At 65.1% G+C, this 24355-nt stretch carries 25 protein-coding genes; 19 read left to right on the top strand and 6 right to left on the bottom strand.

Annotated elements, in window-relative coordinates; genetic code table 11:
• Positions 1-49: 49 nt before the first annotated feature.
• From JANGC3_RS0105235 to ldcA, 4 genes are all read left to right on the top strand, one after another.
• Positions 50-1237: a hemin-degrading factor gene (locus tag JANGC3_RS0105235; protein WP_017875429.1), complete on the top strand. Its 1188-nt coding sequence runs from the start codon at positions 50-52 to the stop codon at positions 1235-1237.
• A gap of 115 nt (positions 1238-1352) precedes the next feature.
• Positions 1353-2207, top strand: a complete 855-nt coding sequence (locus tag JANGC3_RS0105240) for an alpha/beta fold hydrolase (protein WP_017875430.1) — start codon at positions 1353-1355, stop codon at positions 2205-2207.
• 19 nt (positions 2208-2226) lie between these two features.
• Entirely contained in the window at positions 2227-3162 is a 936-nt protein-coding gene (locus JANGC3_RS0105245; protein ID WP_017875431.1) for an alpha/beta fold hydrolase, read from the top strand.
• Between the two features lie 64 nt (positions 3163-3226).
• Positions 3227-4144: a muramoyltetrapeptide carboxypeptidase gene (ldcA, locus tag JANGC3_RS0105250; RefSeq protein ID WP_017875432.1), complete on the top strand. Its 918-nt coding sequence runs from the start codon at positions 3227-3229 to the stop codon at positions 4142-4144.
• 339 nt (positions 4145-4483) lie between these two features.
• Here the strand turns inward: ldcA and JANGC3_RS0105255 are convergent, their stop codons facing one another.
• Together JANGC3_RS0105255 and JANGC3_RS0105260 are read right to left on the bottom strand one after the other, a co-directional pair.
• Positions 4484-4687, bottom strand: a complete 204-nt coding sequence (locus JANGC3_RS0105255) for a hypothetical protein (RefSeq protein WP_017875433.1) — start codon at positions 4685-4687, stop codon at positions 4484-4486.
• Positions 4688-4806: 119 nt separating this feature from the next.
• Complete coding sequence (locus JANGC3_RS0105260) at positions 4807-5523, bottom strand: PEP-CTERM sorting domain-containing protein (RefSeq protein ID WP_035787545.1); 717 nt, start codon at positions 5521-5523, stop codon at positions 4807-4809.
• 251 nt (positions 5524-5774) lie between these two features.
• Here JANGC3_RS0105260 and JANGC3_RS0105265 point away from each other — a divergent pair, with 251 nt between their 5' ends.
• From JANGC3_RS0105265 to JANGC3_RS0105285, 5 genes are all read left to right on the top strand, one after another.
• Complete coding sequence (locus tag JANGC3_RS0105265; protein ID WP_026132584.1) at positions 5775-7373, top strand: ABC-F family ATPase; 1599 nt, start codon at positions 5775-5777, stop codon at positions 7371-7373.
• 201 nt (positions 7374-7574) lie between these two features.
• Positions 7575-8708, top strand: coding sequence for a quinolinate synthase NadA (nadA, locus tag JANGC3_RS0105270; RefSeq protein WP_017875436.1), 1134 nt, complete (start codon positions 7575-7577; stop codon positions 8706-8708).
• The gene (gene nadC / locus JANGC3_RS0105275) at positions 8705-9571 is read left to right on the top strand and encodes a carboxylating nicotinate-nucleotide diphosphorylase (protein WP_017875437.1); all 867 of its coding nucleotides are present in this window, start codon (positions 8705-8707) and stop codon (positions 9569-9571) included. The genes nadA and nadC overlap by 4 nt, the downstream gene beginning before the upstream one ends.
• A 56-nt stretch (positions 9572-9627) precedes the next feature.
• A complete protein-coding gene (locus JANGC3_RS0105280; protein WP_232429658.1) occupies positions 9628-10443 on the top strand; it encodes a substrate-binding periplasmic protein in 816 nt (271 codons plus the stop codon).
• 126 nt (positions 10444-10569) lie between these two features.
• Complete coding sequence (locus JANGC3_RS0105285) at positions 10570-11268, top strand: substrate-binding periplasmic protein (protein ID WP_017875439.1); 699 nt, start codon at positions 10570-10572, stop codon at positions 11266-11268.
• Positions 11269-11383: 115 nt separating this feature from the next.
• Here the strand turns inward: JANGC3_RS0105285 and JANGC3_RS0105290 are convergent, their stop codons facing one another.
• The gene (locus tag JANGC3_RS0105290; protein WP_232429659.1) at positions 11384-12397 is read right to left on the bottom strand and encodes a helix-turn-helix domain-containing protein; all 1014 of its coding nucleotides are present in this window, start codon (positions 12395-12397) and stop codon (positions 11384-11386) included.
• A gap of 230 nt (positions 12398-12627) precedes the next feature.
• Between JANGC3_RS0105290 and eat the strand changes: the two genes are divergently transcribed.
• The 8 genes from eat to JANGC3_RS0105330 all read left to right on the top strand — a co-directional run bounded on the left by eat (position 12628) and on the right by JANGC3_RS0105330 (position 19054).
• Positions 12628-14007, top strand: coding sequence for an ethanolamine permease (eat, locus tag JANGC3_RS0105295; RefSeq protein ID WP_026132586.1), 1380 nt, complete (start codon positions 12628-12630; stop codon positions 14005-14007).
• 80 nt (positions 14008-14087) lie between these two features.
• Positions 14088-14909: a TorF family putative porin gene (locus JANGC3_RS0105300; protein WP_017875442.1), complete on the top strand. Its 822-nt coding sequence runs from the start codon at positions 14088-14090 to the stop codon at positions 14907-14909.
• Between the two features lie 61 nt (positions 14910-14970).
• Positions 14971-16362, top strand: coding sequence for an ethanolamine ammonia-lyase subunit EutB (locus JANGC3_RS0105305; protein WP_017875443.1), 1392 nt, complete (start codon positions 14971-14973; stop codon positions 16360-16362).
• 12 nt (positions 16363-16374) lie between these two features.
• Positions 16375-17193 (top strand): ethanolamine ammonia-lyase subunit EutC, encoded by an 819-nt coding sequence (gene eutC / locus JANGC3_RS0105310; RefSeq protein WP_017875444.1) that lies wholly within the window; start codon positions 16375-16377, stop codon positions 17191-17193.
• An 82-nt stretch (positions 17194-17275) separates the two neighbouring features.
• Complete coding sequence (locus JANGC3_RS0105315) at positions 17276-17578, top strand: TfoX/Sxy family DNA transformation protein (protein ID WP_017875445.1); 303 nt, start codon at positions 17276-17278, stop codon at positions 17576-17578.
• A gap of 158 nt (positions 17579-17736) precedes the next feature.
• Complete coding sequence (locus JANGC3_RS28450) at positions 17737-17937, top strand: hypothetical protein (protein ID WP_017875446.1); 201 nt, start codon at positions 17737-17739, stop codon at positions 17935-17937.
• Between the two features lie 187 nt (positions 17938-18124).
• Entirely contained in the window at positions 18125-18670 is a 546-nt protein-coding gene (locus JANGC3_RS0105325; RefSeq protein WP_026132588.1) for a metal-dependent hydrolase, read from the top strand.
• A 69-nt stretch (positions 18671-18739) separates the two neighbouring features.
• On the top strand, positions 18740-19054 hold the full coding sequence (locus tag JANGC3_RS0105330; protein WP_035788229.1) for a hypothetical protein: 315 nt from the start codon (positions 18740-18742) through the stop codon (positions 19052-19054).
• Between the two features lie 9 nt (positions 19055-19063).
• Here JANGC3_RS0105330 and JANGC3_RS0105335 read toward each other — a convergent pair whose 3' ends face one another.
• Both JANGC3_RS0105335 and JANGC3_RS0105340 read right to left on the bottom strand, forming a co-directional pair.
• Positions 19064-20437: a sensor histidine kinase gene (locus tag JANGC3_RS0105335; protein WP_017875449.1), complete on the bottom strand. Its 1374-nt coding sequence runs from the start codon at positions 20435-20437 to the stop codon at positions 19064-19066.
• On the bottom strand, positions 20434-21090 hold the full coding sequence (locus JANGC3_RS0105340) for a response regulator (RefSeq protein WP_017875450.1): 657 nt from the start codon (positions 21088-21090) through the stop codon (positions 20434-20436). Before JANGC3_RS0105340 ends, JANGC3_RS0105335 begins: the two co-directional genes overlap by 4 nt.
• Positions 21091-21187: 97 nt before the next feature.
• On the opposite strand from JANGC3_RS0105340, the gene JANGC3_RS28455 reads away from it, so the two are divergent.
• Both JANGC3_RS28455 and JANGC3_RS30615 read left to right on the top strand, forming a co-directional pair.
• Complete coding sequence (locus JANGC3_RS28455; RefSeq protein ID WP_157406468.1) at positions 21188-22030, top strand: hypothetical protein; 843 nt, start codon at positions 21188-21190, stop codon at positions 22028-22030.
• A gap of 6 nt (positions 22031-22036) precedes the next feature.
• Positions 22037-22447, top strand: a complete 411-nt coding sequence (locus JANGC3_RS30615) for a hypothetical protein (RefSeq protein WP_198291988.1) — start codon at positions 22037-22039, stop codon at positions 22445-22447.
• Positions 22448-22531: 84 nt separating this feature from the next.
• On the opposite strand, the gene nadB is transcribed toward JANGC3_RS30615, so the two are convergent.
• Positions 22532-24145 (bottom strand): L-aspartate oxidase, encoded by a 1614-nt coding sequence (gene nadB, locus JANGC3_RS0105355; protein ID WP_026132589.1) that lies wholly within the window; start codon positions 24143-24145, stop codon positions 22532-22534.
• Positions 24146-24355 lie beyond the last annotated feature (210 nt).

Consider the following 24355-nt stretch of genomic DNA (forward strand, 5'->3'; position numbering starts at 1 on the left):
ATGCGCCTCCCTTCTATATATGTCGTTCCAAGATGAAGGAAACACCGTCATGAAATCAAAATTCGCCGTCGCGCTGCTCGGCAGTCTGCTGATCTGCCAGGCCAGCGCCGCAGTGTCCACCACAGTTGCCGCTAAAACACCCGTCGCGCCGGCCGGCACGCTGGCCCAGCGCTGGGCCGGCCTGCGCGCCGAACAGCCAAAGCTGGCGGCGCGCGAGGCCGCCCGCACGCTTGGCGTGTCCGAGGCCGAACTGCTGGCCAGCGGCACGGGCCAGGGCGTCACCCGCCTCAAGACCGACGGCGACGGGCCGCGCGAAATCATGCGCCGCGCGCTCGACCTGGGTACCGTGCTGGCCACCACCCGCAACGAATACAGCGTCATCGAACGCACCGGCGTGGCCAGCAAGCTCAAACAGCAGGACGAGACCGGCGGCGGCGCCGAGGCCGACACCGAACGCGCGGCGCGCCAGCGCAACATCGCCGGCGGCTACCTGGGCGGCGACATCGATCTGCGCTTCCATTTCAGCAACTGGAAACACGCCTTCGCCGTGGTCCAGCCGGGGCGCGACGGCGCCATCGCGCGCAGCTTGCAGTTCTTCGACGCCAGCGGCACGTCGGCGCACAAGATCTACCTGAAGAACGAGGCCGGCGTGGCCGTCTTCGACAAGCTGGTGGCGGAGTTCCGCCACGCCGAACAGAACGGCGCGCTGGCGATTGCCGCGGCCGCGCCCAAGCCGGCGGAGCAGCCCGACGCCGCCATCGACGTGAAGGAATTCCAGCTGGCCTGGAAGGACATGACGGACGTGCACCAGTTCAACCAGATCCTCGGCGAGTTCAAGCTGTCGCGCGAACAGGCGCTGCGCCTGGCGCCGGCCGGCCAGGCCGAACGCGTCGCGCCGCTGGCCGTGCGCAAGCTGCTCGACGACGCCGCCAAGCAAAAGATCGGCATCATGGCGTTTGTCGGCAACGAGGCGGTGACGCAAATCTTCAGCGGCACGATCGACAAGACCGCCGCCGCCGGCGACTGGTACAACGTGCTCGACCCGGCGTTCAACCTGCATCTGCGGGAAAGCGGCCTGAAGAGCGGCTGGGTGGTCAAGCGCGGCGGTGTCACCTCGGTGGAGTTCTTCGACAACAACGGCGAGCTGGCGGTGACGTTCTTCGGCGTGCGCGCGCGGGCGGCGCCGCAGCCGCAAGCCTGGCTGGATCTGGCGCAGAGCCTGCCGCGCGTCAATTAGAAAAAACTGCCGCCCGCAACAATATAGAGCAGGGGCGTCACCCTGGTTTAAATGCATCCCGGAACCGCGAGCGCGCGCCGTTCAGCGCGCGCTTGGCGCGCGTCCAAAAAATGGTATGCTGGACCCGCATCCGCATGAGGAGACCAGCTTGCCACGCCACGCCGCCCCCGCCGTTACCGCTGCCGATTCCGCGCCCGGCATCGTCCGCCTTGCCCTGGAGTTGCGCGCGCCCTGGGAGCTGGGGGCCGCCCTGGCCGCCATGCCGTTCCTGCGCGGCGCGCCCAACGGCGACGGCCATCCGGTGCTGGTGTTTCCCGGCTTGGGCGCCGGCGACCTCACCACCGTCGTGATGCGCCGCTTCCTCTGCGAACGCGGCTACAGCGCCCACGCCTGGCAGCAGGGATTGAATGTCGGCCCGCGCCCCGGCGTGCTGGAGGCCTGCGTGGCGCGGGTGCGCCAGTTGCACGCCGAGCACGGCCGCCGCGTCAGCCTGGTAGGCTGGAGTCTGGGTGGCGTCTACGCCCGCGAGATCGCCAAGATGCTGCCCGGCGACGTACGCGTCGTCGTCACGCTGGGCGCACCGTTTTCCGGCAGTCCGAAGGCAACCAACGCCTGGCGCGTCTACCAGCTCGTTTCAGGCGAGAAGGAAATCGACGCGGCGCGTTTCGCCGCGCTGAAGGTGACGCCGGGCGTGCCGACGACATCGATTTTCAGCCGTACCGACGGCGTCGTCGCCTGGCAATGCAGCGTTGAGCGGGAAACGGCGCAGTCCGAAAACATCGAGGTGCACGCCAGCCACATTGGCATGGGCTTGAATCCGACCGCGCTGTACGCGATCGCCGACCGGCTGGCGCAACCGGAGGGACAGTGGCGCCGCTTCGACCGCGAGGCCCACACCGGCATCAAGAAACTGCTGTTCCGCGACCCGCAACGCGCCACCTGGCTGAACACGGTGTTTGGCCTCTACTGAGCGGAAGAAAGGCAATGTCGTGGCTACCATTATTGCAAACAACGTAACAATCGCCTATGAAACGCAGGGCGACCCGAGCGCGCCGGCGGTGCTGCTGGTCATGGGCCTAGGCACGCCGCTGACGTCGTGGCCGCGCGATTTCGTCGACGGCCTGGCCGAGCTGGGCTTTTACGTGATTTGCTTCGACAACCGCGATTGCGGCTGGTCGAGCAAACTCGAGCACCTGGGCGCGCCGAACCTGCCGCTGGCGTATTTGAAGAGCCGGATCGGCTGGCCGATAAAGGCGCCGTACACGCTGCACGATATGGCCGAGGATGCGCTGGGCCTGTTGGCGGGCTTGCGCATCGCCAAGGCCCACCTGATCGGCGCCTCGATGGGCGGCATGATCGCGCAGATCATGGCGGCGCGGGCGCCGCGGCGGGTGCTGTCCTTGACCTCGATCATGTCGAGCAGCGGCCGGCACGGGCTGCCGGGGCCGACCCGCGCGGCGCGCAACGCGCTGCTGCGCGGCCCGCGCAACCCGAAGGACCGCGACGCGGTCATCGCCCACATGGCCAAGACCTTCCGCACCATCGGCAGCCCGGCCTATCCGACGTCCGAGCGGCAACTGCTGGCGATGATGGAGCAAGCGCTGCAGCGCAACCCCAGCGCCTCCGGCACCGCGCGCCAGATGGTGGCCGTGGCCGCCTCGGGCGATCGTAGCGCGCTGCTCAAGACCATCCGCTGCCCGGCGCTGGTGATCCACGGCGCCGCCGATCCGCTGGTGCCGCTGGCCTGTGGCATCGACACCGCGCAATCGATTCCGAACGCGGTATTGCACGTCATCGAAGGCATGGGCCACGACCTGCCGCCGCAATTGATCGAACGCCTGCTTGCCTTGATCGATGTGCATCTGCACGGTAATATGGTGGCGCGGATCGGCCGGGTCGGCGCCACCCAGCGCGGCTTGATATAGCGTTGGCGCGCCGCCGGCGCCTCGCCGCCGAGGCATTATTTTAATAACAACCAATCGGGATTCCTTGAACACACCACACATCGGCATTGCCATCGTCGCCCCCGGCGGCGCCCCGCTGGACGAAGCGGCGGTCGAGCGCGGCATAGCCCGCCTGCGCGCGCAGGGCTGCACCGTCCACAACTACTACGACCCGAAGCGCAAGTTCCAGCGCTTCGGCGGTACCGAGGCCGGCCGCCTGGCCCAGCTCAACGCCGCCGCCGCCGACCCCGACGTGCAGGTGGTGATGGCCTTGCGCGGCAGCTACGGCATCAGCCGCGTCCTGCCCGAGATCGACTTCGCGGCGATGGCGGCGAGCGGCAAGCTGTTCGTCGGTTACAGCGATTTCACCGCCTTCCATATGGGCCTGATGGCGCACACCGGCCGCGCCAGCTTCGCCGGCCCGATGTTTTGCGACGACTTCACCCGCGACGAGCCGGTCGATTTCACGCTGCGCCAATTGTGGGATTGCCTGGCCGGCCCGGAACACCGCGTCAACGTCGCCGCCACCGGCAATCCGCGCGTCGATGTTCGCGGCAAGCTGTGGGGCGGCAACTTGACGATGCTGGTGCACCTGCTGGGCACGCCGTACATGCCCGAAATCGACGGCGGCGTCCTGTTCGTCGAGGACGTCAACGAGCACCCGTACCGGGTCGAGCGCATGCTGCTGCAATTGCTGCACGCCGGCGTGATCGGTCGGCAGAAGGCGGTGTTGCTGGGCGACTTCTCGAACTACCGTCTCAGTGCGCAGGACAACGGCTACGACTTCGACGCTATGCTGGACTATGTGCGCGCGCGCCTGCCGGTGCCGGTGTTGACCGGCCTGGAGTTCGGCCACATCGCCCGCCGCGTGACGCTGCCGGTTGGCGCGCAGGCGCATTTGGTGTCGGACGCGGCCGGCTTCGCGCTGACGCTGGCGGGCTACCCGACGCTGCCGCGCGGCTGACGCGCCGCCGCAGCGTTAAACCCAACGGCGCAGAGCCGGGGGCAGACCCTCGGGGTTGCGCTTTGGGTTCGCGCGGCGGTGCATCCGCAGCAAAAGCGGTTGTATCATCCCGGCAATAAAGATGATGCTTGACCATTGCAAGCGGAGTCGCCCATGGCCATGTTCCATCGTCCTGCGGCGCGCGCCGGCCGCATCGCAGGCGTGCTGTTGGCGCCGCGCCGGCGCGTCGGCGACCCTGGCACGGACGGCGGCGCAGCATGCCACCGAGCCGAGATTCATCGCCGTCAAGCGCGTCGGCGTCGGCCACGTCGTCGGGCTGCGTATCTGGCTAGCGTTTGGCTAGCGTTTGATCGCGTCGACATGGCGCTGGGCCACCGCCCTGGCTTGGCCGAGCATCAAGCCGCGGGTTTTTTTCGGCTTCTCGGGGACCGGGTGGCGAGCGTCGCCGTCGACAGAGTAGGACGCCGTCCAATCGCCTTCGTCGTCCTCGATCATGTAGATCTTGATAGTGTGCCCGAAATATTCATACAGTTCTTCTGGCATGGCAAGCTCCGTTATCGGTTGGGGCTACGTTAAGGCCGGATAAGGCGTATGCAAAGGCCGGGGTCGAACCCCGGTCCGCACCGCGAATGTTCTTCCGCGGTGCGAACTTGCCTGGCCGCTTAGGCTTGCTTGCGGCGGCGCGCCATCGCGCCGACCAGCGCCAGGCCGGCCAACATCATGCCGTAGGTCTCAGGCTCGGGTACGGCGCTGACGCTGCCGTGCAAGGAGAACGGCAGTTCCACTGTGGCGCCAGAACCGGCGTCGACCAGCTTGAGGAACTCGTCGCCGCCGCTCGACTGGCCGGCATTGCCGCTGCGCCAGTCGGCCACCGGCGCCTGCCACGGGCCGGACGAGGCCGAGCCGCTCAAACTCCAGCGCAGGTAGTAGTGGCCGGCGTCGAGCGAGAAGTCGGCGACGTCGGCCTGGGCGCGGTAGATGCCGCGGTTGGTGAGGTGCTGCGCGGCACTGTTGACGCGGTAGCCCGCCAGGCCGCCATTGGTCAACCCGGTGGTGCCCGACGCCAGCACCACAGGCGAGTTGGGCGACGCTGCGACGATGCTCCAGCTTGCTTCCTGGAAGGTGAAGCCGGCGGCGCCGGTCTGGTAGCCGAAGAAGTCAATGCTCGACAGCGTCCAACGCGAACCGGCCGCGATGATGAAGTCGTCCGCCACGACGGAGTCGCGCGCCGTACTCATGCTGAAACCGAATGTGGTTTGCCCGGCTCCGATGACGGAGCGACCGTTGGCGCCAACCACGGGTCCGTTGTTGTAGATTTCGGCGGCGTGGGACATGCTTGCTGCTGCCAGGGCAATGCTCAAAATCGCAAAACGCTTCATTGTCACTCCTTAGGTTTCAATCTCGTCATATTCGGATTGGGATCTAAAGAGTAGCACAACAATAATAAAATGTCCTATTGTCAATATTATTTTTTGTAGCAGTATAATGGGGCGATAATTTCCGCGAAATTCCGTCCGAAAAACGGCGCGACGCGCCCCGGACGCGCTTTTTTGCGCTGTCGGGAACCTGTGGGCGTCGCGGAATGCTAAAATACGCGGTTAATTCCATCCGCTTCTAAAGGCTTTATTTCGTGCTCTCGACCGCTAACATTACAATGCAATTTGGCGCCAAGCCATTGTTCGAAAACATCTCCGTCAAGTTTGGCGACGGCAACCGTTACGGCTTGATCGGCGCGAACGGCTGTGGCAAATCGACCTTCATGAAGATCCTCGGCGGCGACCTCGAAGCCTCGGGCGGCGTCGTCATGCTCGACACCAACGAACGCCTCGGTAAGCTGCGCCAGGACCAGTTTGCGTTTGAAGACATGCGCGTGCTCGACGTCGTGATGATGGGCCACACCGAGATGTGGGCCGCGATCCAGGCGCGCGACGCGATCTACGCCAACCCGGACGCGACCGACGACGACTACATGGCCGCCGCCGAACTGGAAGGCAAAGTGTCCGAATACGACGGTTACACCGCCGAATCGCGCGCCGGCGAACTGCTGCTCGGCGCCGGCGTGGCGATCGACCTGCACCACGGCCCGATGAGCAACGTCTCGCCCGGCTGGAAGCTGCGCGTGCTGCTGGCGCAGGCGCTGTTTTCGAATCCGGACATCCTGCTGCTCGACGAGCCGACCAACAATCTGGACATCAACACGATTCGCTGGCTGGAAGACGTGCTCAACGAGCGCAACTCCACCATGATCATCATTTCCCATGATCGCCACTTCCTCAACCAGGTCTGCACCCACGTCGCCGACATGGATTACGGCACGCTGAAGGTCTACCCGGGCAATTACGACGAGTATATGTTCGCCTCGACCCAGGCGCGCAACCAGCAATTGGCCAACAACGCCAAGGCCAAGGACAAGGTCGCCGAGCTGCAAGAATTCGTGCGCCGCTTCGCCGCCAACAAGTCGAAGGCGCGCCAGGCGACGTCGCGCGCCAAGCAGATCGAGAAAATCAAGGTCGACGACATCAAGCCGTCGTCGCGCGCCTATCCCTTCGTCCGCTTCGACGGCGAGAAGAAGTTGCACCGCCTGGCGGTGGAGGTGGAAAACATCACCAAGGGTTTCGACCGCACGCTGTTCAAGAACTTCAGCATCATGGTTGAGGCCGGCGAACGCATCGCCATCATCGGCGCCAACGGCGTCGGCAAAACCACCATGCTGCGTTGCATCGCAGGCGACATCGCCGGCCTGCAGCCGGACCAGGGCCGCGTCAAGTGGGCCGAGAACGCCAACGTCGGCTACATGCCGCAAGACCCGTCCGAAGACTTCGCCAAGGACACCAATCTGACCGACTGGATCGGCCAGTGGACCAAAGAGGGCGACGACGACCAGGCCGTGCGCTCGATCCTGGGCCGCCTGCTGTTCGGTGGCGACGACGTGAAGAAGGCCGTCAAGGTGCTGTCCGGTGGTGAAAAGGGCCGCATGATGTACGGCAAGCTGATGCTGGGCCGCCACAACGTGCTGCTGATGGACGAGCCGACCAACCATATGGACATGGAATCGATCGAATCGCTGAACATCGCGCTGGAAAAATACGCCGGCACCTTGATTTTCGTGTCGCATGACCGCGAGTTCGTTTCCTCGCTGGCCAACCGCATCATCGAAATCAAGGACAACGAAGTGATCGACTACAACGGCAACTACGAAGACTACCTGCGCAGCCAGGGTATCGACTAAGTTTGCCGGTTTGGTAGGTCGGGTTAGCCCAAGGGGCGTAACCCGACAACGTTGGCTCGGAGCAGCGCGGCTCGCCTCGGCCAACATTGTCGGATGGCGCTACGCTCGTCCGACCTACGGGTCCTTGCCGCGGTGCCGGCAGGAACCGCCCCATTATGCGATAGTGTCATTCCTCCCCTCCGTTTTCGCTGACGAACCACCATGCAAACTATTGAAATCAAGAGCGTCGAGTACGAGCATCCGCAAGACGGTGCCAGTTGCACCGCCCACGCTTGGGCACGCACGCCGGTCACGCCATCCGCCGACGAAAAGAGCGCCCTCAAGGAGCGCATCAAGCGCCTGCTGAAGGAGCGCCAGGCCGTGCTCGTCGCCCATTACTACGTCGACGCCGACTTGCAGGACCTGGCCGAGGAAACCGGCGGCTGCGTGTCCGACTCGCTGGAAATGGCCCGTTTCGGCCGCGACCACGCCGCCCGGACCCTGGTCGTGGCCGGCGTGCGCTTCATGGGCGAGACGGCGAAAATCCTCAGCCCGGAAAAGCGCGTGCTGATGCCGGACCTGGACGCGACCTGTTCGCTCGACCTCGGCTGCCCGGCCGACGAGTTCGCCGCCTTTTGCGACGCCCATCCGGACCGCACGGTGGTGGTTTACGCCAACACCAGCGCCGCCGTGAAGGCGCGCGCCGACTGGATGGTGACGTCGTCGATCGGCCTCGACATCGTGGCCCACCTGCACGCGCAGGGCAAGAAAATCCTGTGGGCGCCGGATAAACATCTGGGCTCCTACATCCAGAAGCAAACCGGCGCCGACATGCTGCTGTGGCAGGGTTCCTGCCTGGTGCACGACGAATTCAAGGGCATCGAGCTGGACCTGCTGAAGGCCGAGTACCCGGACGCCAAGGTGCTGGTGCATCCGGAGTCGCCGGCCAACGTGGTCGCGCTGGCCGACGTCGTCGGTTCCACCTCGCAGATGATCGCCGCCGCCGTCAACCTCGACGCCGACACCTTCATCGTCGCCACCGACAACGGCATCCTGCACAAGATGCGCGCCGCCGCGCCCGGCAAACGTTTCATCGAGGCGCCAACCGCCGGCAACAGCGCCACCTGCAAGAGCTGCGCGCATTGCCCTTGGATGGCCATGAACGGCCTGCTCAACCTGGCCGAAGCACTGGAAAATATGACAAACGAGATTCAAGTGGACCCGGCCGTCGGCCGCCAAGCCGTCAAATCGATCAATCGCATGCTCGACTTCGCCGCGGCGAAAAAAGCCGGCGTGCAGCCGGGCGCCGACCTGGCCAAGGAAGGAAAATTGTTCTCGGGAGTGGGTCCGGCATGAGTACCTTACTCAATCCCTTCGCGCCGTTCGACGCGGCGCTGGCGCGCGCCTTCGAGGGCAACCTGCTGGCGGCGCTGCTGGAAGACATCGGCAGCGGCGACCTGACCGGCGAGCTGGTGCCGCCCGACAGCATCGTCACCGCGCGCGTGATCGTGCGCGAAGAGGCGGTGCTGTGCGGCGCGCCCTGGTTCGAAGGCATCATGAAAAGCCTGGACCGCAGCATCGACATCAGCTGGCATTACGCCGAAGGCGACTTGATGAGCGCCGACAGCCCGGTCTGTACGCTGACCGCGCCGGCGCGCGCCTTGCTCACCGGCGAGCGCAGCGCCCTGAATTTCCTGCAATTGCTGTCGGGCGTGGCGACGGCGACGCGGCGCTACGTCGACGTCGTCGCCGGCACGGCCGCGGCCATCCTCGACACCCGGAAAACGCTGCCGGGCCTACGCCTGGCGCAGAAATACGCGGTGCGCGTGGGCGGCGGCAAGAACCAGCGGCTGGCGCTATACGACGGCATCCTGATCAAGGAAAACCACATCGCGGCGGCCGGCGGCGTGACGGCGGCCTTGAACAACGCCAACATTCTTGACGCCGGCGTCAGCATCCAGGTGGAAGTGGAGAGCCTGGACGAGTTGGGCGAGGCGCTGGCGGCCGGCGCAACGTCTATCCTACTGGACAACTTCAGCACCGGGATGATGCGCGACGCCGTCAAGCTGACGGCGGGCCGGGCCTTGCTGGAAGCGTCCGGCGGCATCAATGTCGACACCGTGCGGGCCATCGCCGAAACCGGCGTCGACCGCATCTCGATCGGCAGCCTGACCAAGGATGTGCGCGCAACCGACTATTCGTTGCGCATTGTCGGCTAAGTCGGGCATACTTGCTGTGACTGCCTTTCGGGCGGGCAACAGTGAAGGAGTGCGGCATGGGCTGGAAGCGCTGGCGGGACAATGGTTCTGGCGCGCGCCCCGGTGCGTCTGCGGCGCGCCTGCGCGCACTTGCCGCCGCTGTCGTAGCCGCCATGGCCGCGCCGTGGCCGGCGCCCGCGCTGGCCGACGAATTGCTGGTGGTCGGCACGCGTTTCGAGAACGTGTACGAACGCAACAAACACGGCGAGTTCAGCGGCATGGGGGCCGAGATCATCCGCAAGGTGGCCCGGCAACTCGGACATACGGTGAAGTTCGGGCTCTATCCCTGGCCGCGGGCCCAGGCGATGATGAAGCAGCACGAGGCCGACATCCTGGTCGGTCCCTACAAGACCGCGCAGCGGCTGGCGTACATGGCGTACGCGCAGCGGCCTTTCTTCCAGGACCAGGTGGTGTTTTATACGCTCTCCGGCGCGGGCATCGACTGGCATGGCGACCATCTGGCGTTGCGGGGACGGCCGATCGTCATCCTGAACGGCTGGGCGTACGGCGACGAATTCGACCTGGCCCGTCCGGCGCTGCAGGTCAGCGTCGCCAACTCGGTCGAAAACGGCTTGAACATGTTGCTGCACCGGCACGTGGACATGTTCGCCAGCAACCGCCGCGACACCGAACCGGTGGTCGAGCGCTTGCGGATGCGCGGCAAGGTGGTCGCCTTGACGCCGTACATTAAAGTGGAAAACGCCTATTTCGCCTTCCCCAAGCGGCCCGGGCACGACAAGCTGCGGCTGCAGTTCGACCAGGCGCTGAACGCGCTGATCGATAGCGGGGAGCTGAAAAAAATGGCGCGCCGTTACAGTGTCGATGTACCGTAGGCCTGACCAGTTGAAGGGAGTGCCGTGCTGACTTTGCCACGCCGACGTGAACCGGACCGGGCGCCCGCGCGGCGCGTATTGCTATCGGCCACGTTGCTGTCCCTGCTTTTAGGCGTTTCCCCGGTCATGGCCGAGCCGCGGGAATTGCTGGTCGTCGGCGCACACTTTGAGCGGGTCTTCGAATTGACCAGGGACGGCCGCTTTATCGGCATGGCGCCGGAGATCATCCGCGCCGTGGCGGCGCGCATGGGTTACGGCGTGCGTTTTGAAATCTATCCATGGGCGCGCGCCCAGGCGATGGTGGCGCAAGGCGCGGCCGACATCTTGATCGGCCCCTACAAGTCGCCCGAGCGGCTGGCGACGTTGGCGTTCTCCGAGCGCGCGTTTTACCAGGACGACATGGTCTTCTACACCCGCGCCGGGGCCGGTATCGGCTGGACCGGCGATTACGCCGCGTTGAAGGAAACGCGCATGGTCATCATGAACGGCTGGGCGTACGGCGCCGAATTCGACCGCGCCCGGCCCGGCTTGCGCGTCAGCGTCACCAACGCGGTGGAGAACGGCCTGAAAATGCTGGTCTCCCATCACGTCGACCTGTTCGCGACCAACCGCCGCAACACCGAACCGGTGATTACGCGCCTACAACTTGCCGGCAGCGTGACGCCGTTGTCCAAGGTGATAGAAATCCAGCGCGGTTACTTTGCGTTCCCGAAACGGGCCGAGTCCGACAGGCTGCGCGCGCAGTTCGACCTGGCGTTCAATGCGCTGGTCGATAGCGGTGAGCTAAAGCGCCTGGGCCGGCAACTCGACGTCAGCGTGCCCTAAACCGGGGACAGACCACGATTTTCGAGCAATTCGCTCGCGTGCCGTAAACCGGGGACAGACCACGATTTTCGAGAAATTCGCTCGAAAATCGTGGTCTGTCCCCTTGGCGGGCGGGCTAGTTTTGCAGGCGCAGCGCCTGCGTGCGCAGCGACGCCGACGCCGATTCGCCGAAGAGTTTGCGGTAGTCGCTGGAAAATTGACTGAAGTTGCTGAAACCCCAGTCCGCCGCCACCGCGCCTATCGCCAACTGCGGCGCGCCGGTGCCCATCAGTTGCCGGCGCACGCCGTTCAGGCGCACCCGCCGCAGATATAGCGTGGGACTCATCCCCAGCACATCCTCGAAGCAGTATTGAAGCGTGCGCCGGCTGACGTGCGCCTGTTCGCACAGTTCCGGCACGGTGATGGTTTGGTCGCGGTGCGCCAAGATGTACTCGCGCACGCGCGCGACGATGCGCTGGCGCCGCTGGAAACTGCCGGCCGCCGCCGGTTCGACGCCGCTGTGGTCGAGCATGCCGACCAGCGCCTCCACCACCATGTTTTGGCAGTGTAACAATTGCCGCGCGCTGTAGCCGGCGGCGATGGCGTCTTGCTGTTGCGCCAGCAGCGCCGCCAGCGTCTGGACGCACTGGCGCCGCTCGGCCGGATCGACCCGCAGCACCTCGGCCGTGTGCAGCCGCTGCCAGTCGACCATGCAGCCGCTGGCCACCGCCGCCTGCACCAGCAGCTTGCTGCACACCACGATACCGTAGATGACGTGGCTGCTGGGCGTCAGCAATTCAAACTCCTTGTCGCCGGGCTGCACCATCACAAATTCCGGCTCCACCTGGCGGCCGTTGATGCGGCTACTGTCCGGCTGGTCCGGGAAGCCGAACCAGACCGCCCCCGGCCAGACGCGGCAGGACTGGCGTACCGACTGGCTGATGCTCTCGCGGAACACCTGCATGCGCGGCAGCCGCAACTCGTCGAGCACGCCGTGAAAGCTGCCCGAACTGATTTGGTCGTAGCTCTGTTCCCAGTCCGTCAGGTGGCGGGCCAGCTCGTCGGCGTCGCGCGTTAGCACGGTGCGAAACGCCGCGAAGTTGTTCGGTACTGCTCCGTTTTGCGACATGCCTGTTACATTCTGGTGCATAGCCATCTCACTCGTTTGTGCACGCCATCGACGCCTGCCTCGCCGGTCAACCCAGCAACAAGGGGTGTTTGCTAAGTTTGCCGATTTTCGATAACGCTGGTTTGCGGGCCCTCATATACTGGAATGGCAGCAACTTCCGTACCAGCGGCACCATGTGGTTTGCAGGGAGGGAGTGGCTCCAGCGGGACGCCACTTGGTCAAACAAAAAATATACTGCATTGGGAAAATATATGACTTCGAAGACGGTATCGGGCGCAGTGCCAGCGCTCAAACAGACTCTCAGTACGCTTCAATTATGGGGTATCGCGGTGGGCCTGGTGATCTCGGGCGAATATTTCGGCTGGAGCTACGGCTGGGCCTCGGCGGGCACGCTGGGCTTCACCGTCACGGCCATTTTCATCGCCGCGATGTATACCACCTTCATCTTCAGCTTCACCGAACTGACCACCTCGATCCCGCACGCCGGCGGCCCGTTCGCCTACAGCAAGGCGGCGTTCGGCCCGACCGGCGGCTACCTGGCCGGCGCCGCCACGCTGATTGAATTCGTGTTCGCGCCGCCGGCCATCGCCCTGGCCATCGGCGCCTACCTGAACGTGCAGTTCCCGGCGCTCGACCCGAAGCTGGCGGCGGTGGGAGCCTACGCCGTTTTCATGACGCTCAACATCGTCGGCGTGCAGGTCGCCGCCACTTTCGAGCTGCTGATGGCGCTGTTGGCGATCTTCGAATTGCTCGTTTTCATGGGCGTGGTCTCGCCGGGCTTCTCGATGGCCAATTTCACCAAGGGCGGCTGGTCCGGCCAGGACAGCTTCACGCTGGCCTCGATTCCCGGCATGTTCGCGGCGATCCCCTTCGCCATCTGGTTCTTCCTGGCCATTGAAGGCGTGGCGATGGCGGCCGAGGAAGCCAAGGACCCGCAACGCTCGATTCCGATCGCCTACGTGACCGGTATCTTGACCCTGGTGGTTCTGGCGATAGGCGTGATGGTGTTTGCCGGCGGCTCCGGCGACTGGACCAAGTTGGCCAACATCAACGACCCTTTGCCGCAGGCGATGAAAATGATCGTCGGCGACAACAGCAACTGGCTGCATATGCTGGTCTGGCTCGGCCTGTTCGGCCTGATCGCCTCGTTCCACGGCATCATCCTCGGTTACTCGCGCCAAATCTTCGCGCTGGCCCGGGAAGGCTACCTGCCGCACTTCCTCGCCAAAATCCACCCGAGCTTCAACACGCCGCACCGCGCCGTGCTGGCCGGCGGCGTCATCGGCATCGCCGCCATCTACAGCGACGAATTGATCAAAATCGGCGGCCAGACGCTGACGGCCAACATCGTCACGATGTCGGTGTTCGGCGCCATCACCATGTACCTGATCAGTATGCTGGCCCTGTTCAAACTGCGCCGCAGCGCGCCGAACATGGTGCGGCCGTTCCGCGCCCCGTTTTATCCGGTGTTCCCGGCGTTCGCCCTGTTCGGCGCGGCCGTTTGCATGGCCACGATGATTTATTACAACCCGCTGATCTTCGGCATCTTCGCCGGCTTCCTGGCCCTCGGCTATGCCTTCTTCCTGATGACGGGCAATAGCCGCGAGCAATTGGCCGCCAAGACCGCTTAACGCTCAACAAGGCGCGGGTCGGCTTACCCGACCTGCGCGGCAGCCGCCATTTACCTCTATTCCGAACCAGGATCAAGCACATGTCCAATTACTTCCATTCCAGCTCGCTGCTTCTGGCGTGCGCCATCGTTTCCTTCCACGCGCCAAATTCGGCGCACGCCGCCGACGCCGCGCCGGCACCCGCCTGGAGCAGCGGCGGCAACGTCATGCTGTTGTCCGACTACCTGTTTCGCGGCGTATCGCAAACCCAGGGGAAAGCCGCCGTGCAGGGCAGCGTCGACTTTAGCCACGCCAGCGGCGCCTACCTGGGCGTATTCGGCTCCGGCGTCTCGAACGCCGCCTATAACAACACCAGCGGCGCCGAAATCGACCTGTACGGCGGCTACCGCCATGCGCTCAACGACACCAGCAACATCGACGCCGGCCTCGTCACCTATTGGTATCCATCGGCGAAATACAGCGCCGGAGGGCGCACGATCAAATACGACACCCAGGACGCCAAACTGGGCGTCAACCTCGGCAGCTTCAATGCCTACGGCTGGGTAACACTGAGCAAGCACTGGTTTGGCTATGCCGTCGACCCCTACAATGGCGACATCGTCGATACGCGCGGCTCGACCTACCTCGAAGCGAACTGGAACCCCGAGCTGATGCCGGGCCTGTCCTTGAACCTGCACGCCGGCCAACAACGCGTGCGCAAACTGGGCGCCTATAATTTCGAAGACGTTAAAGTGGGCGTGACCAAAACCTGGGACGGCTGGACGTTCGCGGCGGCGGCCCTGTACAACAACGGCGACGCCGACGACAACGGCGTGCCGCTGTGGACCTTCTTCAACGCCGACGGCAGCGGTAAAAACGTCGTCGGCAAGCGCCTCCAGGTCACCGTCGCGCGCAATTTTTAGGCAAGCGGAAAGGGCGCCTGACAACGCCCCGCAACGCCACGCACCACTATAAAGGAGCATCATGAGCCAATTCGCGCACATGGTCGGAAGCAAGACATATCTGTTCCGCGACCTGCGGGACCTGATGGCGAAAGCCACCCCGGCCCGCTCCGGCGACTACCTCGCCGGCGTCGCGGCGGGCAGCGCCGAAGAGCGCGTCGCGGCGCAAATGGCGCTGGCCGCCTTGCCCCTGACGACCTTCCTGAACGACGTGCTGGTGCCTTACGAAAGCGACGAAATCACCCGCCTGATCATCGACGAGCACGACGCCGCCGCCTTCGCCGCGGTCCGCCACCTGAGCGTGGGCGATTTCCGTAACTGGCTGCTGAGCGACGACGTCGACGAACCGGTGCTGGCCGCGGTGGCGCCCGGCATCACCCCCGAAATGGCGGCCGCGGTGAGTAAGATCATGCGCATTCAAGACCTGGTGCTGGTGGCCAGGAAATGCCGCGTCGTCACGCGTTTTCGCAACACCATCGGCCTGCCGAACAGCCTGTCGACCCGGTTGCAGCCGAACCACCCGACCGACGACGCCTCCGGCATCGCCGCGGTGGTGCTCGACGGGCTGCTGTACGGCAGCGGCGACGCCGTCATCGGTATCAACCCGGCCACCGACAACGTGGCGCAGGTAATCAAGATCGTCACTATGCTCGACGAAATCATCGACCGCTACGGCATCCCGACCCAGTCGTGCGTGCTCACCCACGTCACCAACACCATCGCCGCGATCGAACGCGGCGCGCCGGTCGACCTGGTGTTCCAGTCGATCGCCGGCACCGAGGCGGCCAACCAGAGCTTCGGCGTCAACCTGAGCCTGCTCGACGAAGCGCACCAGGCCGCGCTGTCGCTGCGCCGCGGCACCGTCGGCGACAACGTCATGTACTTTGAAACCGGGCAGGGCAGCGCGCTGTCGGCCAACGCCAACCATGGCGTCGACCAGCAAACCTGCGAGGCGCGCGCCTACGCGGTGGCGCGCAAATTCCGCCCGCTGCTGGTCAACACCGTGGTCGGCTTCATCGGTCCCGAATACCTGTACGACGGCAAGCAAATCATCCGCGCGGGACTGGAAGACCACTTCTGCGCCAAACTTCTGGGCCTGCCGATGGGCTGCGACGTCTGCTACACCAACCACGCCGAGGCCGACCAGAACGACATGGACGTGCTGCTGACCATGTTGGGCGCGGCCGGCTGTACCTTTGTGATGGGTATTCCCGGCTCCGACGATATTATGTTGAACTACCAGACCACCTCGTTCCACGACGCGCTGTACGCGCGCCGCGTGTTCGGGCTGCGGCCGGCGCCGGAATTCGACGCCTGGCTCAAGGCGATGCAAATTTTCACCGACGACGATTACATCACACTGGGCGAATCGCTGCCGGCGCCGTTCCGGCAGGCGCTGCTGCGATTGTCATAAAGGAGGCGCCGCATGAGTAACAAGACCGTCATCGCCAATCCTTGGCAGGCGCTGCGCCAGTTCACCGCCGCGCGCATCGCGCTGGGCCGCACCGGCGTCAGCCAGCCGACCGAACCGCAGCTTGCGTTCCAACTGGCGCACGCGCGCGCGCGCGACGCCGTGCACCTGGCCTTGGACGCCGGCGCGCTGGCGCGCTCGCTGGGCGGGGCGCTGCAAGCGCCGTTGCCGTGCATAGAATTGCGCAGCGCGGCGGAAAGTCGCCATGTGTACCTGCAACGGCCGGATTTGGGGCGCAAGCTCGACGCGGCGTCGCGGCGCGCCTTGATAGAACTGGGCGGACCGGCGGGCGACGCCGCCGCCGCGAAGCCGTACGACCTGGCCTTTGTCGTCGCCGACGGCCTGTCGGCGCTGGCCATCGAGCAGAACGCCTTGCCGTTTCTACAAATATTGACGCGCCGCCTGGCGCCGGAGCAATGGTCGCTGGCGCCGGTTAGCATCGTCCAGCAGGGAAGGGTGGCCATCGGCGACGAGGTCGGGGAATTGCTGGGCGCGCGCGCCGTGCTGGTCCTGATCGGCGAGCGCCCAGGCCTGAGTTCGCCCGACAGCATGGGCCTGTACCTGACGTGGGCGCCGCGCGCCGGCCTGACCGATGAAAGCCGAAACTGTATCTCGAACGTGCGCCCAGCCGGCTTGCGCTACGAGGAGGCGGCGTTCAAGCTACACTATCTGTTGTCCGAGTCGCGCCGCCGCCAATTGTCCGGCGTCGACTTGAAGGATGAGACGCCGGGCGCGGGCCAGCCCGACGTGTCGGAGCGCAAGTTTTTGCTGTAGTTGCGGCGCGGACGCCGTGTCGCTTTGCTGAATTAATAGTTGACTAATATTGACTTTCACCGAACACGGGGAGTAAAGATAAATGGCGACGGTACCCGCTTTGCGTATCCGCGACTTGAAGGGCTTGGGACCGCGCAGCGAACAGATGTTTGCCTTGGTTGGTATCGTCACGGTGCGGGAATTCCTCGCAACCGATCCATATGTGCTGTACGCCAAGCTTAAGCCGGTCGTGCCGGCGTTGAACGTGCTGGCAATCTACGCCATGATCGGTGCGCAGCAAGGCCGCCCTTGGCTGGAGGTCAAGCGCGAGCTACGCGGCGACATCCTGCTGCGCCTTGACATGATGGGGCTGACGCCCAAGAAAAAGCCGCCTCGGACGAAATAAGGCGATTGGCGGTCGCGCACCAGACCAGCTTACCTGTGTAAACATGCTGCCATGTTGCATGTTTTATATGTAACTGACATGTTTATTAGGAAATACTGGACCGCCGTAACCGTCTGTGCGATAGTCGACCTTTCCTCGACACGTACGACATTGAGTATATGGGTAACATCCCTTTTCCAAGCACCGATATTTCGAACGGCCGCCGCGACGTGGCCACATTTCAGATAGTGGAGGCTGGCATCGCCCTGATGCGCGTCTATGGCGCCGCGGAAGCGGCGAAGTTCCTCGCCGACGCCGGCGTTGGCTTTGCCGTCACGGTGCGCGTTCTTTCCGAGTTGGGACCCAGGCGCGCGCCATAGGCCGCCCGGGGCAAGCCCACTGCTCGCAGGGGCGCCGACTTGCGGTTCTGCCAGCTATGCACGGGTGCGATCTGGTATAGTCGCCAGCCGGCCCCGACGGGGCGCGGCGTTTTGGCTGACGCCTACTTCATTGGCTGGCTTTGCCGTTCTACGGCCGGCGCCTTCGCCCACCTGACTCATCAGTACTATGCCCACTATTCTCACTCATGCCGTCGTGCCGTTGGCGCTTGCTGTCGGCCTCGGCAATCGCATTTCACGCCGGCTACTGATTGCCGGCATTGTCGCCGCCATTCTTCCCGATCTGGATGTCGTCGCCTTCCGGCTGCATATTGCCTACGCAGATGCGTTTGGCCATCGCGGCGCCAGCCACTCGCTGCTGTTCGCGCTCGCGGTTGGCCTGTTGGCGCTGTTTTTTTCTTCGCAGCTACGTAGTTCGCCACGCGGCGCTTTTGTTTTCGCCGGCGTGGCCGCCGCATCGCATGGTTTGCTGGATATGTTGACCAACGGCGGCTTGGGGGTGGCGCTCTACTGGCCTTGGTCTGTGGAACGCTTTTTCGCGCCCTGGCAAGTGATCGAGGTCTCGCCGCTGGCGCTGAGCAGGGTGTTCGGCGCCCGAGGCCTGGTTGTCCTTCAATCCGAGCTTTTGTGGGTCTGGCTGCCAGCCGCGATACTAGCCGGGGCGCTGTTGGCGGCACGGAAATTGGGCGCCAGGTTCGCCGCTGAGAAAACTTAAGCCCTCTAAACAGTTATTAATTCATGATGAGCGAAAACGAGTATGGTCAAGTACGGTAAGTTTCCGACAATGGCCAGTACATTGCGCGCGGAAACGCTGGTGGTGCTGCTGGCGTCGAACGATATGACGGGCGTGGAAAGCCTGTTTGAGCATCGTAAGATCAGCGTCAGCACGGTCGTGCGCGCCCTGATGAAGAAGTATGGCTGGCCCATCGAACGCCACGATTTTCCGACCAACACCGCCGACGGGCGGGCGGCGTGGGCGTCGGTGTATTCCCTGCCGCAAGAGGTGATCGACGCCGCGCTCGACGCCGGTGGCCGCGACTGGATCGAGGGCGTCAGGGCGGCGCGTACCGCGCGCTCGCGCAAAGCCGTGCGCCGCTGACGACGCGCATCAATCGGCGACGGGGATGGTGACGGCGAAGGCACAGCCTTTGCCGTCCAGGCCCGCCGTCAGGCGGACGCTGCCGCGCAGGCGCGCCACCGCCTGCGTGACGATGGCCAGGCCGAGGCCGGCGCCGGTCGCGTTGTGGCCGACGCCGCGGTAGAAACGCTCGAACACCAGCGCGCGTTGCACCTGTGGGATGCCGGGGCCGTCGTCGGCCACCGACAAGGTCAGCGTGCCGGCTTGGCGCCGCAGCGTGACCGCCACTCGGCCGCCGTCGTACGCGTAGCGGATGGCGTTGGTCAGCAGGTTCTGCAGGATGGATTGGAAGGCGTGCGCTTCGAGCGAATGGAGCAGGGTGTCCGGCGCGTCCAGCGACAGCTCCAGTCCGCGCGCCATGGCGGCCGGCGCCAACATCGCCAGTTCTTGCCGCGCCAGTTGCGCCAGGTCCAGCACGGCGACCGCTTGCGCCTGGGCGCTGTCGATGTGGGCCAGGTCCAGCAATTGCCGGATCAGGTGCGAGGCGCGGGCGATCGCATGCTCCATGCGCTGCCCGGCCTCGGCGCGCTGGGCCGGCTCGAGCGCCACGGTCAGCACGTGGGCCTGGGCCGAGATCACCGCCATCGGCGTGCGCAGCTCGTGGGCGGCGTCCTGAACGAAGCTGTGTTCGCGCGCGATCTTGTTGCGCAGTTGGCCCAGCAGGCGATCGAGCGCGCCGGTCAGCGGCGCCAGTTCGGCGTATTTGCCGTCGATGTGCAGCGGCGCCAAATCGTCGGGACCTTTGGCGGCGATGCGCTCGGACAGGTCCCGCAGCGGGCGCAGGCCGCCCGCGACCGACAACCACAGCGGCAGTAGCACGAAGGGGAAGGCGATCAGCATGTCGACGGTCAGGTCGCCGCTCATGTGCAGCAACAGCCAGGCGCTGCTGAGCGTCGGCGCCGCCACCTTCACGCTCCAGCGCGCGCTGTCGCCCTGGTAGACGCGGAAACCCCGGCCGTTCACCGTCACGTCGCTCAGGCGCGCGCTATCGCCGCGCAAGGTCGCCGCGCCGCCCTCCGGCGACAGGAACAGGCGCTTGCCGCGCCGGTCCGTCAGCTCCATCAGCACCACGCCGGGAATCTGCTTGCTGCGGTAGGCGGCGTTGACCATGCTCGAGGTGGCGGCGACGACGGCGCGCGCCTCGCCGGCGTTGTCCAGGGCGGCGATCGAGGCCAGCATGCCCCGGCCGAGGCTGAGCACGTTGTCGTCTATCCTGTCGCGGTCGGTGGCCTGCCACAACTGGTGCGCCATCAGCACCAGCCAGACCAGGCCGAAGGCGAGCAGCAGCGCGAGCACCACGCGCCGCACCAGCGTCGGGCGCAACATATGGCGCAGCCGCTTCATGCCGCGAACAGGTAGCCGACGCCGCGCACGGTGCGGATACGCTCGGCGCCGATCTTGCGGCGCAGGTTGGAGACGTGCACTTCCAGCGCGCCGAAGTCGATGGCGTCGCCCAGCGGCTCAAGGCGTTGCGCCAGCGCGCCCTTCGGCACCACCACGCCGGGTTCGCGGGCCAGTTCCAGCATTAGGTGGAATTCGCGCGGCGACAGCTCCAGCGCCACGCCGCCCAGGCGCGCCAGGTAGCGGCGCGGCTCGATTTGCAGCTCGCCGAGGTTCCATACCTCGCTCGACTGGCGCGCGTAGCGGCGCAGCACGGCGCGGATACGCGAGACCAGTTCGGCGGTGGCGAACGGTTTGACGATGAAGTCGTCGGCGCCGCCGTCCAGGCCGGCCAGCCGGTCGCCCAGCGCGGCGCGGGCGGTAATGATGATGACCGGCAGCGCGACGCCGGCGCGGCGCCAGCGCGTCAGCAGGTCCAGGCCGGTGCCGTCCGGCAGCGACAGGTCGAGCAGTACGCAGTCGTAGAGCGGCTCGGCGAAGCTGCGCGGCGCGTCGGCGATGCGCCGCAGCCATTCGCTGCTGATGCCTTCGACTTTAAGCGCCTGTTGCAAGGCGAAGCCCAGGTCGAGGTCGTCTTCTATGATGAGTATGTGCATGCAAGAATTATAACTGCCTAAACCTTAAGCTTAGCCAAAGCTTATCGCCCATAGAATGGCGTCATTCGCCAAGACGCGTTAACTCAGGGAGAAAGACATGGGATGGTGGTATGCGGGCAGATTGTTGTGGGCCGGCGCGGCGACGGCGTGTTTGATGTGCAACGCCGTGGCCGTCGCGGCGGACCAGGCGCCGATGCAGGTGGTGAAGGTAGACGGCTTGGCCGATCCCGACCGGCAGTCGTATCGGCGCATGCTCAAGGGAATGGACGCGTTTGAGAAATACCACCACTTGGCGCCCAAGGCCGAACTGCGCTATCGCCTGTATCCGCGGCTGGAGGGCGTGCGCGCCAGCGGCACCGCGATGACGATCCAGGGCGATACGGCCAGTATTGCGGTGGCGTTGGCCGGGGATTTGAGTTTTACGCTGGTGCGCGACGAGCAAGCCTTGCGGGAGGGCGCGGTGGTGACGACCAATCGCAAGGACCGCAGTTTTGCCTGGGGGCCGGAGGTGCGCACGCCGGGCTTGCCGCCGAATACGTGGCGGCTGGGCGATCTGCGCCTGCAATGCCAGATCGACCGGGGCGCCAGCTTGTTCGTCGGACTGAAACCGCCGGCATATCTGCTGTTGGAGGCGACCACGGACGTCTGTAGCCTGTATCCCGGCTACTGGCCCTATTATGCCGAGCGCGCCGTGTTTGGCGTCAGCTTGGTGAACGGCAAGCGCAGACAGATGCTGACGTCGGATCTGTTGTATGCGAACCGCTTGCCGACGCCTATTCATCCGTTTTACGACATGTTTCCATTTTTGTACGAACGTACGTTTATGCTACGGGTCAGCGATACCAGCTGGCCGGACGATACGCTGGTCGAAATTGAGTATATGGATGACGAGGCCGTCGCGACGGCCGCGCCGGATGCCGTGTCGGCCGCAGTGGAATAGGAGGAAATGCTGATGCGTATAGGTATTCGAATGGCCTTGATTGGCTGGGTGGCGTTGAATATGGCCGGGTGCGCTTCGCTTGGCAATGGCGCGATCAAGACCTTGAGCGAGGACGGCGCGCGGCAGGTGCTGAGCGCCGGCAAGACCACCAAGGCCGAGTTGCTACTGGCGATGGGCGAGGCGTCGGTGCAGACGTTCCGCAATGGTTATGAAGTGTGGGTATACAACTGTAAGCCGGGCTTGCCGGGCTTGCCGGGGTTTGTCGGGTTTTTGCCGGTGGTCGGTGCGCTGGCCAGCGTGATCGACGCCAGCACCGGCGGCAGGGAATTGGCGGTGCTGTTCGATCGCGACGGTGTCGTGAAGAAATACCAGTTGCGGGTGGCGGAGTCGCAGGTGGAACGGCTGCTGGCGCGGTAAGCCCGGGGTCAGACCCGAGGGTCTGACCGGGTTACGTCCTTGGTTGGGATGCGTTCAGCGCCGAAACCAGCCAACGCAAGGCGCTTAGCGGCGCGTCGGCGTCAACACGCTCGGCAGCGCTTTCGGCAGCGTGGCTGGGTAGTCGCGGCTGAAGTGCAGGCCGCGGCTTTCGCGCCGCGACAGCGCGCTGTTGACGATCAGCGTGGCGACGTCGACCAGGTTGCGCAGCTCCAGCAGGTCGTGCGTGATGCGGAAGTTGCGGTAGTACTCGTCGATTTCTTCCTTGAGCAGCGCGATCCGGTGTTGCGCCCGCTCCAGCCGCTTGGTGGTGCGCACGATGCCGACGTAATTCCACATGAAGCGGCGCAGCTCGTCCCAGTTGTGCGAGATGACCACTTCCTCGTCGGCGTCGGTGACGCGGCTCTCGTCCCAGTCGGGCAGGTAGGGCACGGCTTTGCGTTCGCTGCTTTCAATGTCCTGCGCGCAGGCGCGGCCGATCACCAGGCATTCGAGCAGCGAGTTGCTGGCCAGGCGGTTGGCGCCGTGCAGGCCGGTGCAGGCGGTTTCGCCGACCGCGTACAGGCCCGGCAGGTCGGTGCGGCCGGACAGGTCGGTGACCACGCCGCCGCAGGTGTAGTGCGCCGCCGGCACGATCGGGATCGGCTGCTTGGTGATGTCGATGCCCAGTTCCAGGCAGCGCGCGTAGATCGTCGGGAAGTGTTCGATGAGGAATTCGGCCGGCTTGTGGCTGATGTCCAGGTGCACGTAGTCAAGGCCGCGCTTCTTGATCTCGAAGTCGATGGCGCGGGCGACGACGTCGCGCGGCGCCAGTTCGGCCCGCTCGTCGTGTGCCAGCATGAAGCGCGTGCCGGCCGCCGCGCCAGCTTCCGGCGGCAGCTTCAACAGGCCGCCCTCGCCGCGGATCGCCTCGGTGATCAGGAAGGACTTGGCGTACGGGTGGTACAGGCAGGTCGGGTGGAACTGGATGAATTCCATGTTCGAGACGCGGCAGCCGGCGCGCCAGGCCATGGCGATGCCGTCGCCGCTGGCGGTGTCCGGGTTGGTGGTGTACAGGTAGACCTTGCCGGCGCCGCCGGTGCACATCACCGTGTGCTCGGCCGCAAAGGTCAACACCTTGCCGCTTTCGGTGTCCTGCACGTACAGGCCATGGCATTTCGGCTGGGCGTCGCGCTGGCCGCGTTTGTGGTCGAGCTTGTCGGAGGTGATCAGGTCGATTGCGCAGTGGTGCTCGAACAGCGTGATGTTCGGATGCGCCCGTACCTTTTCCTCCAACGTCACCTGGACCGCGTGGCCGGTGGCGTCGGCGGCGTGGATGATGCGGCGCTGGCTGTGGCCGCCCTCGCGCGTCAGGTGGAAGCCCATCTCCGCGCTGGCGTCGCGGGTGAACGGCACGCCCTGGGCGATCAGCCATTCGATCGCCTCGCGGCCGTGCTCGACGATGAAGCGGGTCGCGCCCTCGTCGCACAGGCCGCCGCCGGCCACCAGGGTGTCGTCTATGTGCTGGTTGTGGCTGTCGCCGGAGTCGAGCACGGCGGCGATGCCGCCCTGCGCCCAGTTGCTGGCGCCGTCCAGCAGCGCGCGTTTCGAAATGATCGCGACGGTGCGCGTTTCAGCCAAATGCAACGCCACTGACAAACCCGCCAGTCCGCTGCCGACAATCGCTACATCAAATTTCATGACATTTAGTATTTTTGTGAGGAAGCATACTATAGTCCATTTACCATCCCGGCGCAGGCGCTTGCGTGAAATTGGCTATCGTTTAGCTCGTTGAGCGCCGCCCTTGTGGCCGCTCAATATACGCCGCGCACAGTCCGCCATGATGGCAGGGCCGGCGGCGCGGGCGTGGTGCCTTCCCGCTTGCCCTGGCCTTTGGGCTTAGCGTGGGAG

The organism is Janthinobacterium sp. CG3 (assembly GCF_000344615.1).
Taxonomy (GTDB): domain Bacteria; phylum Pseudomonadota; class Gammaproteobacteria; order Burkholderiales; family Burkholderiaceae_D; genus Janthinobacterium.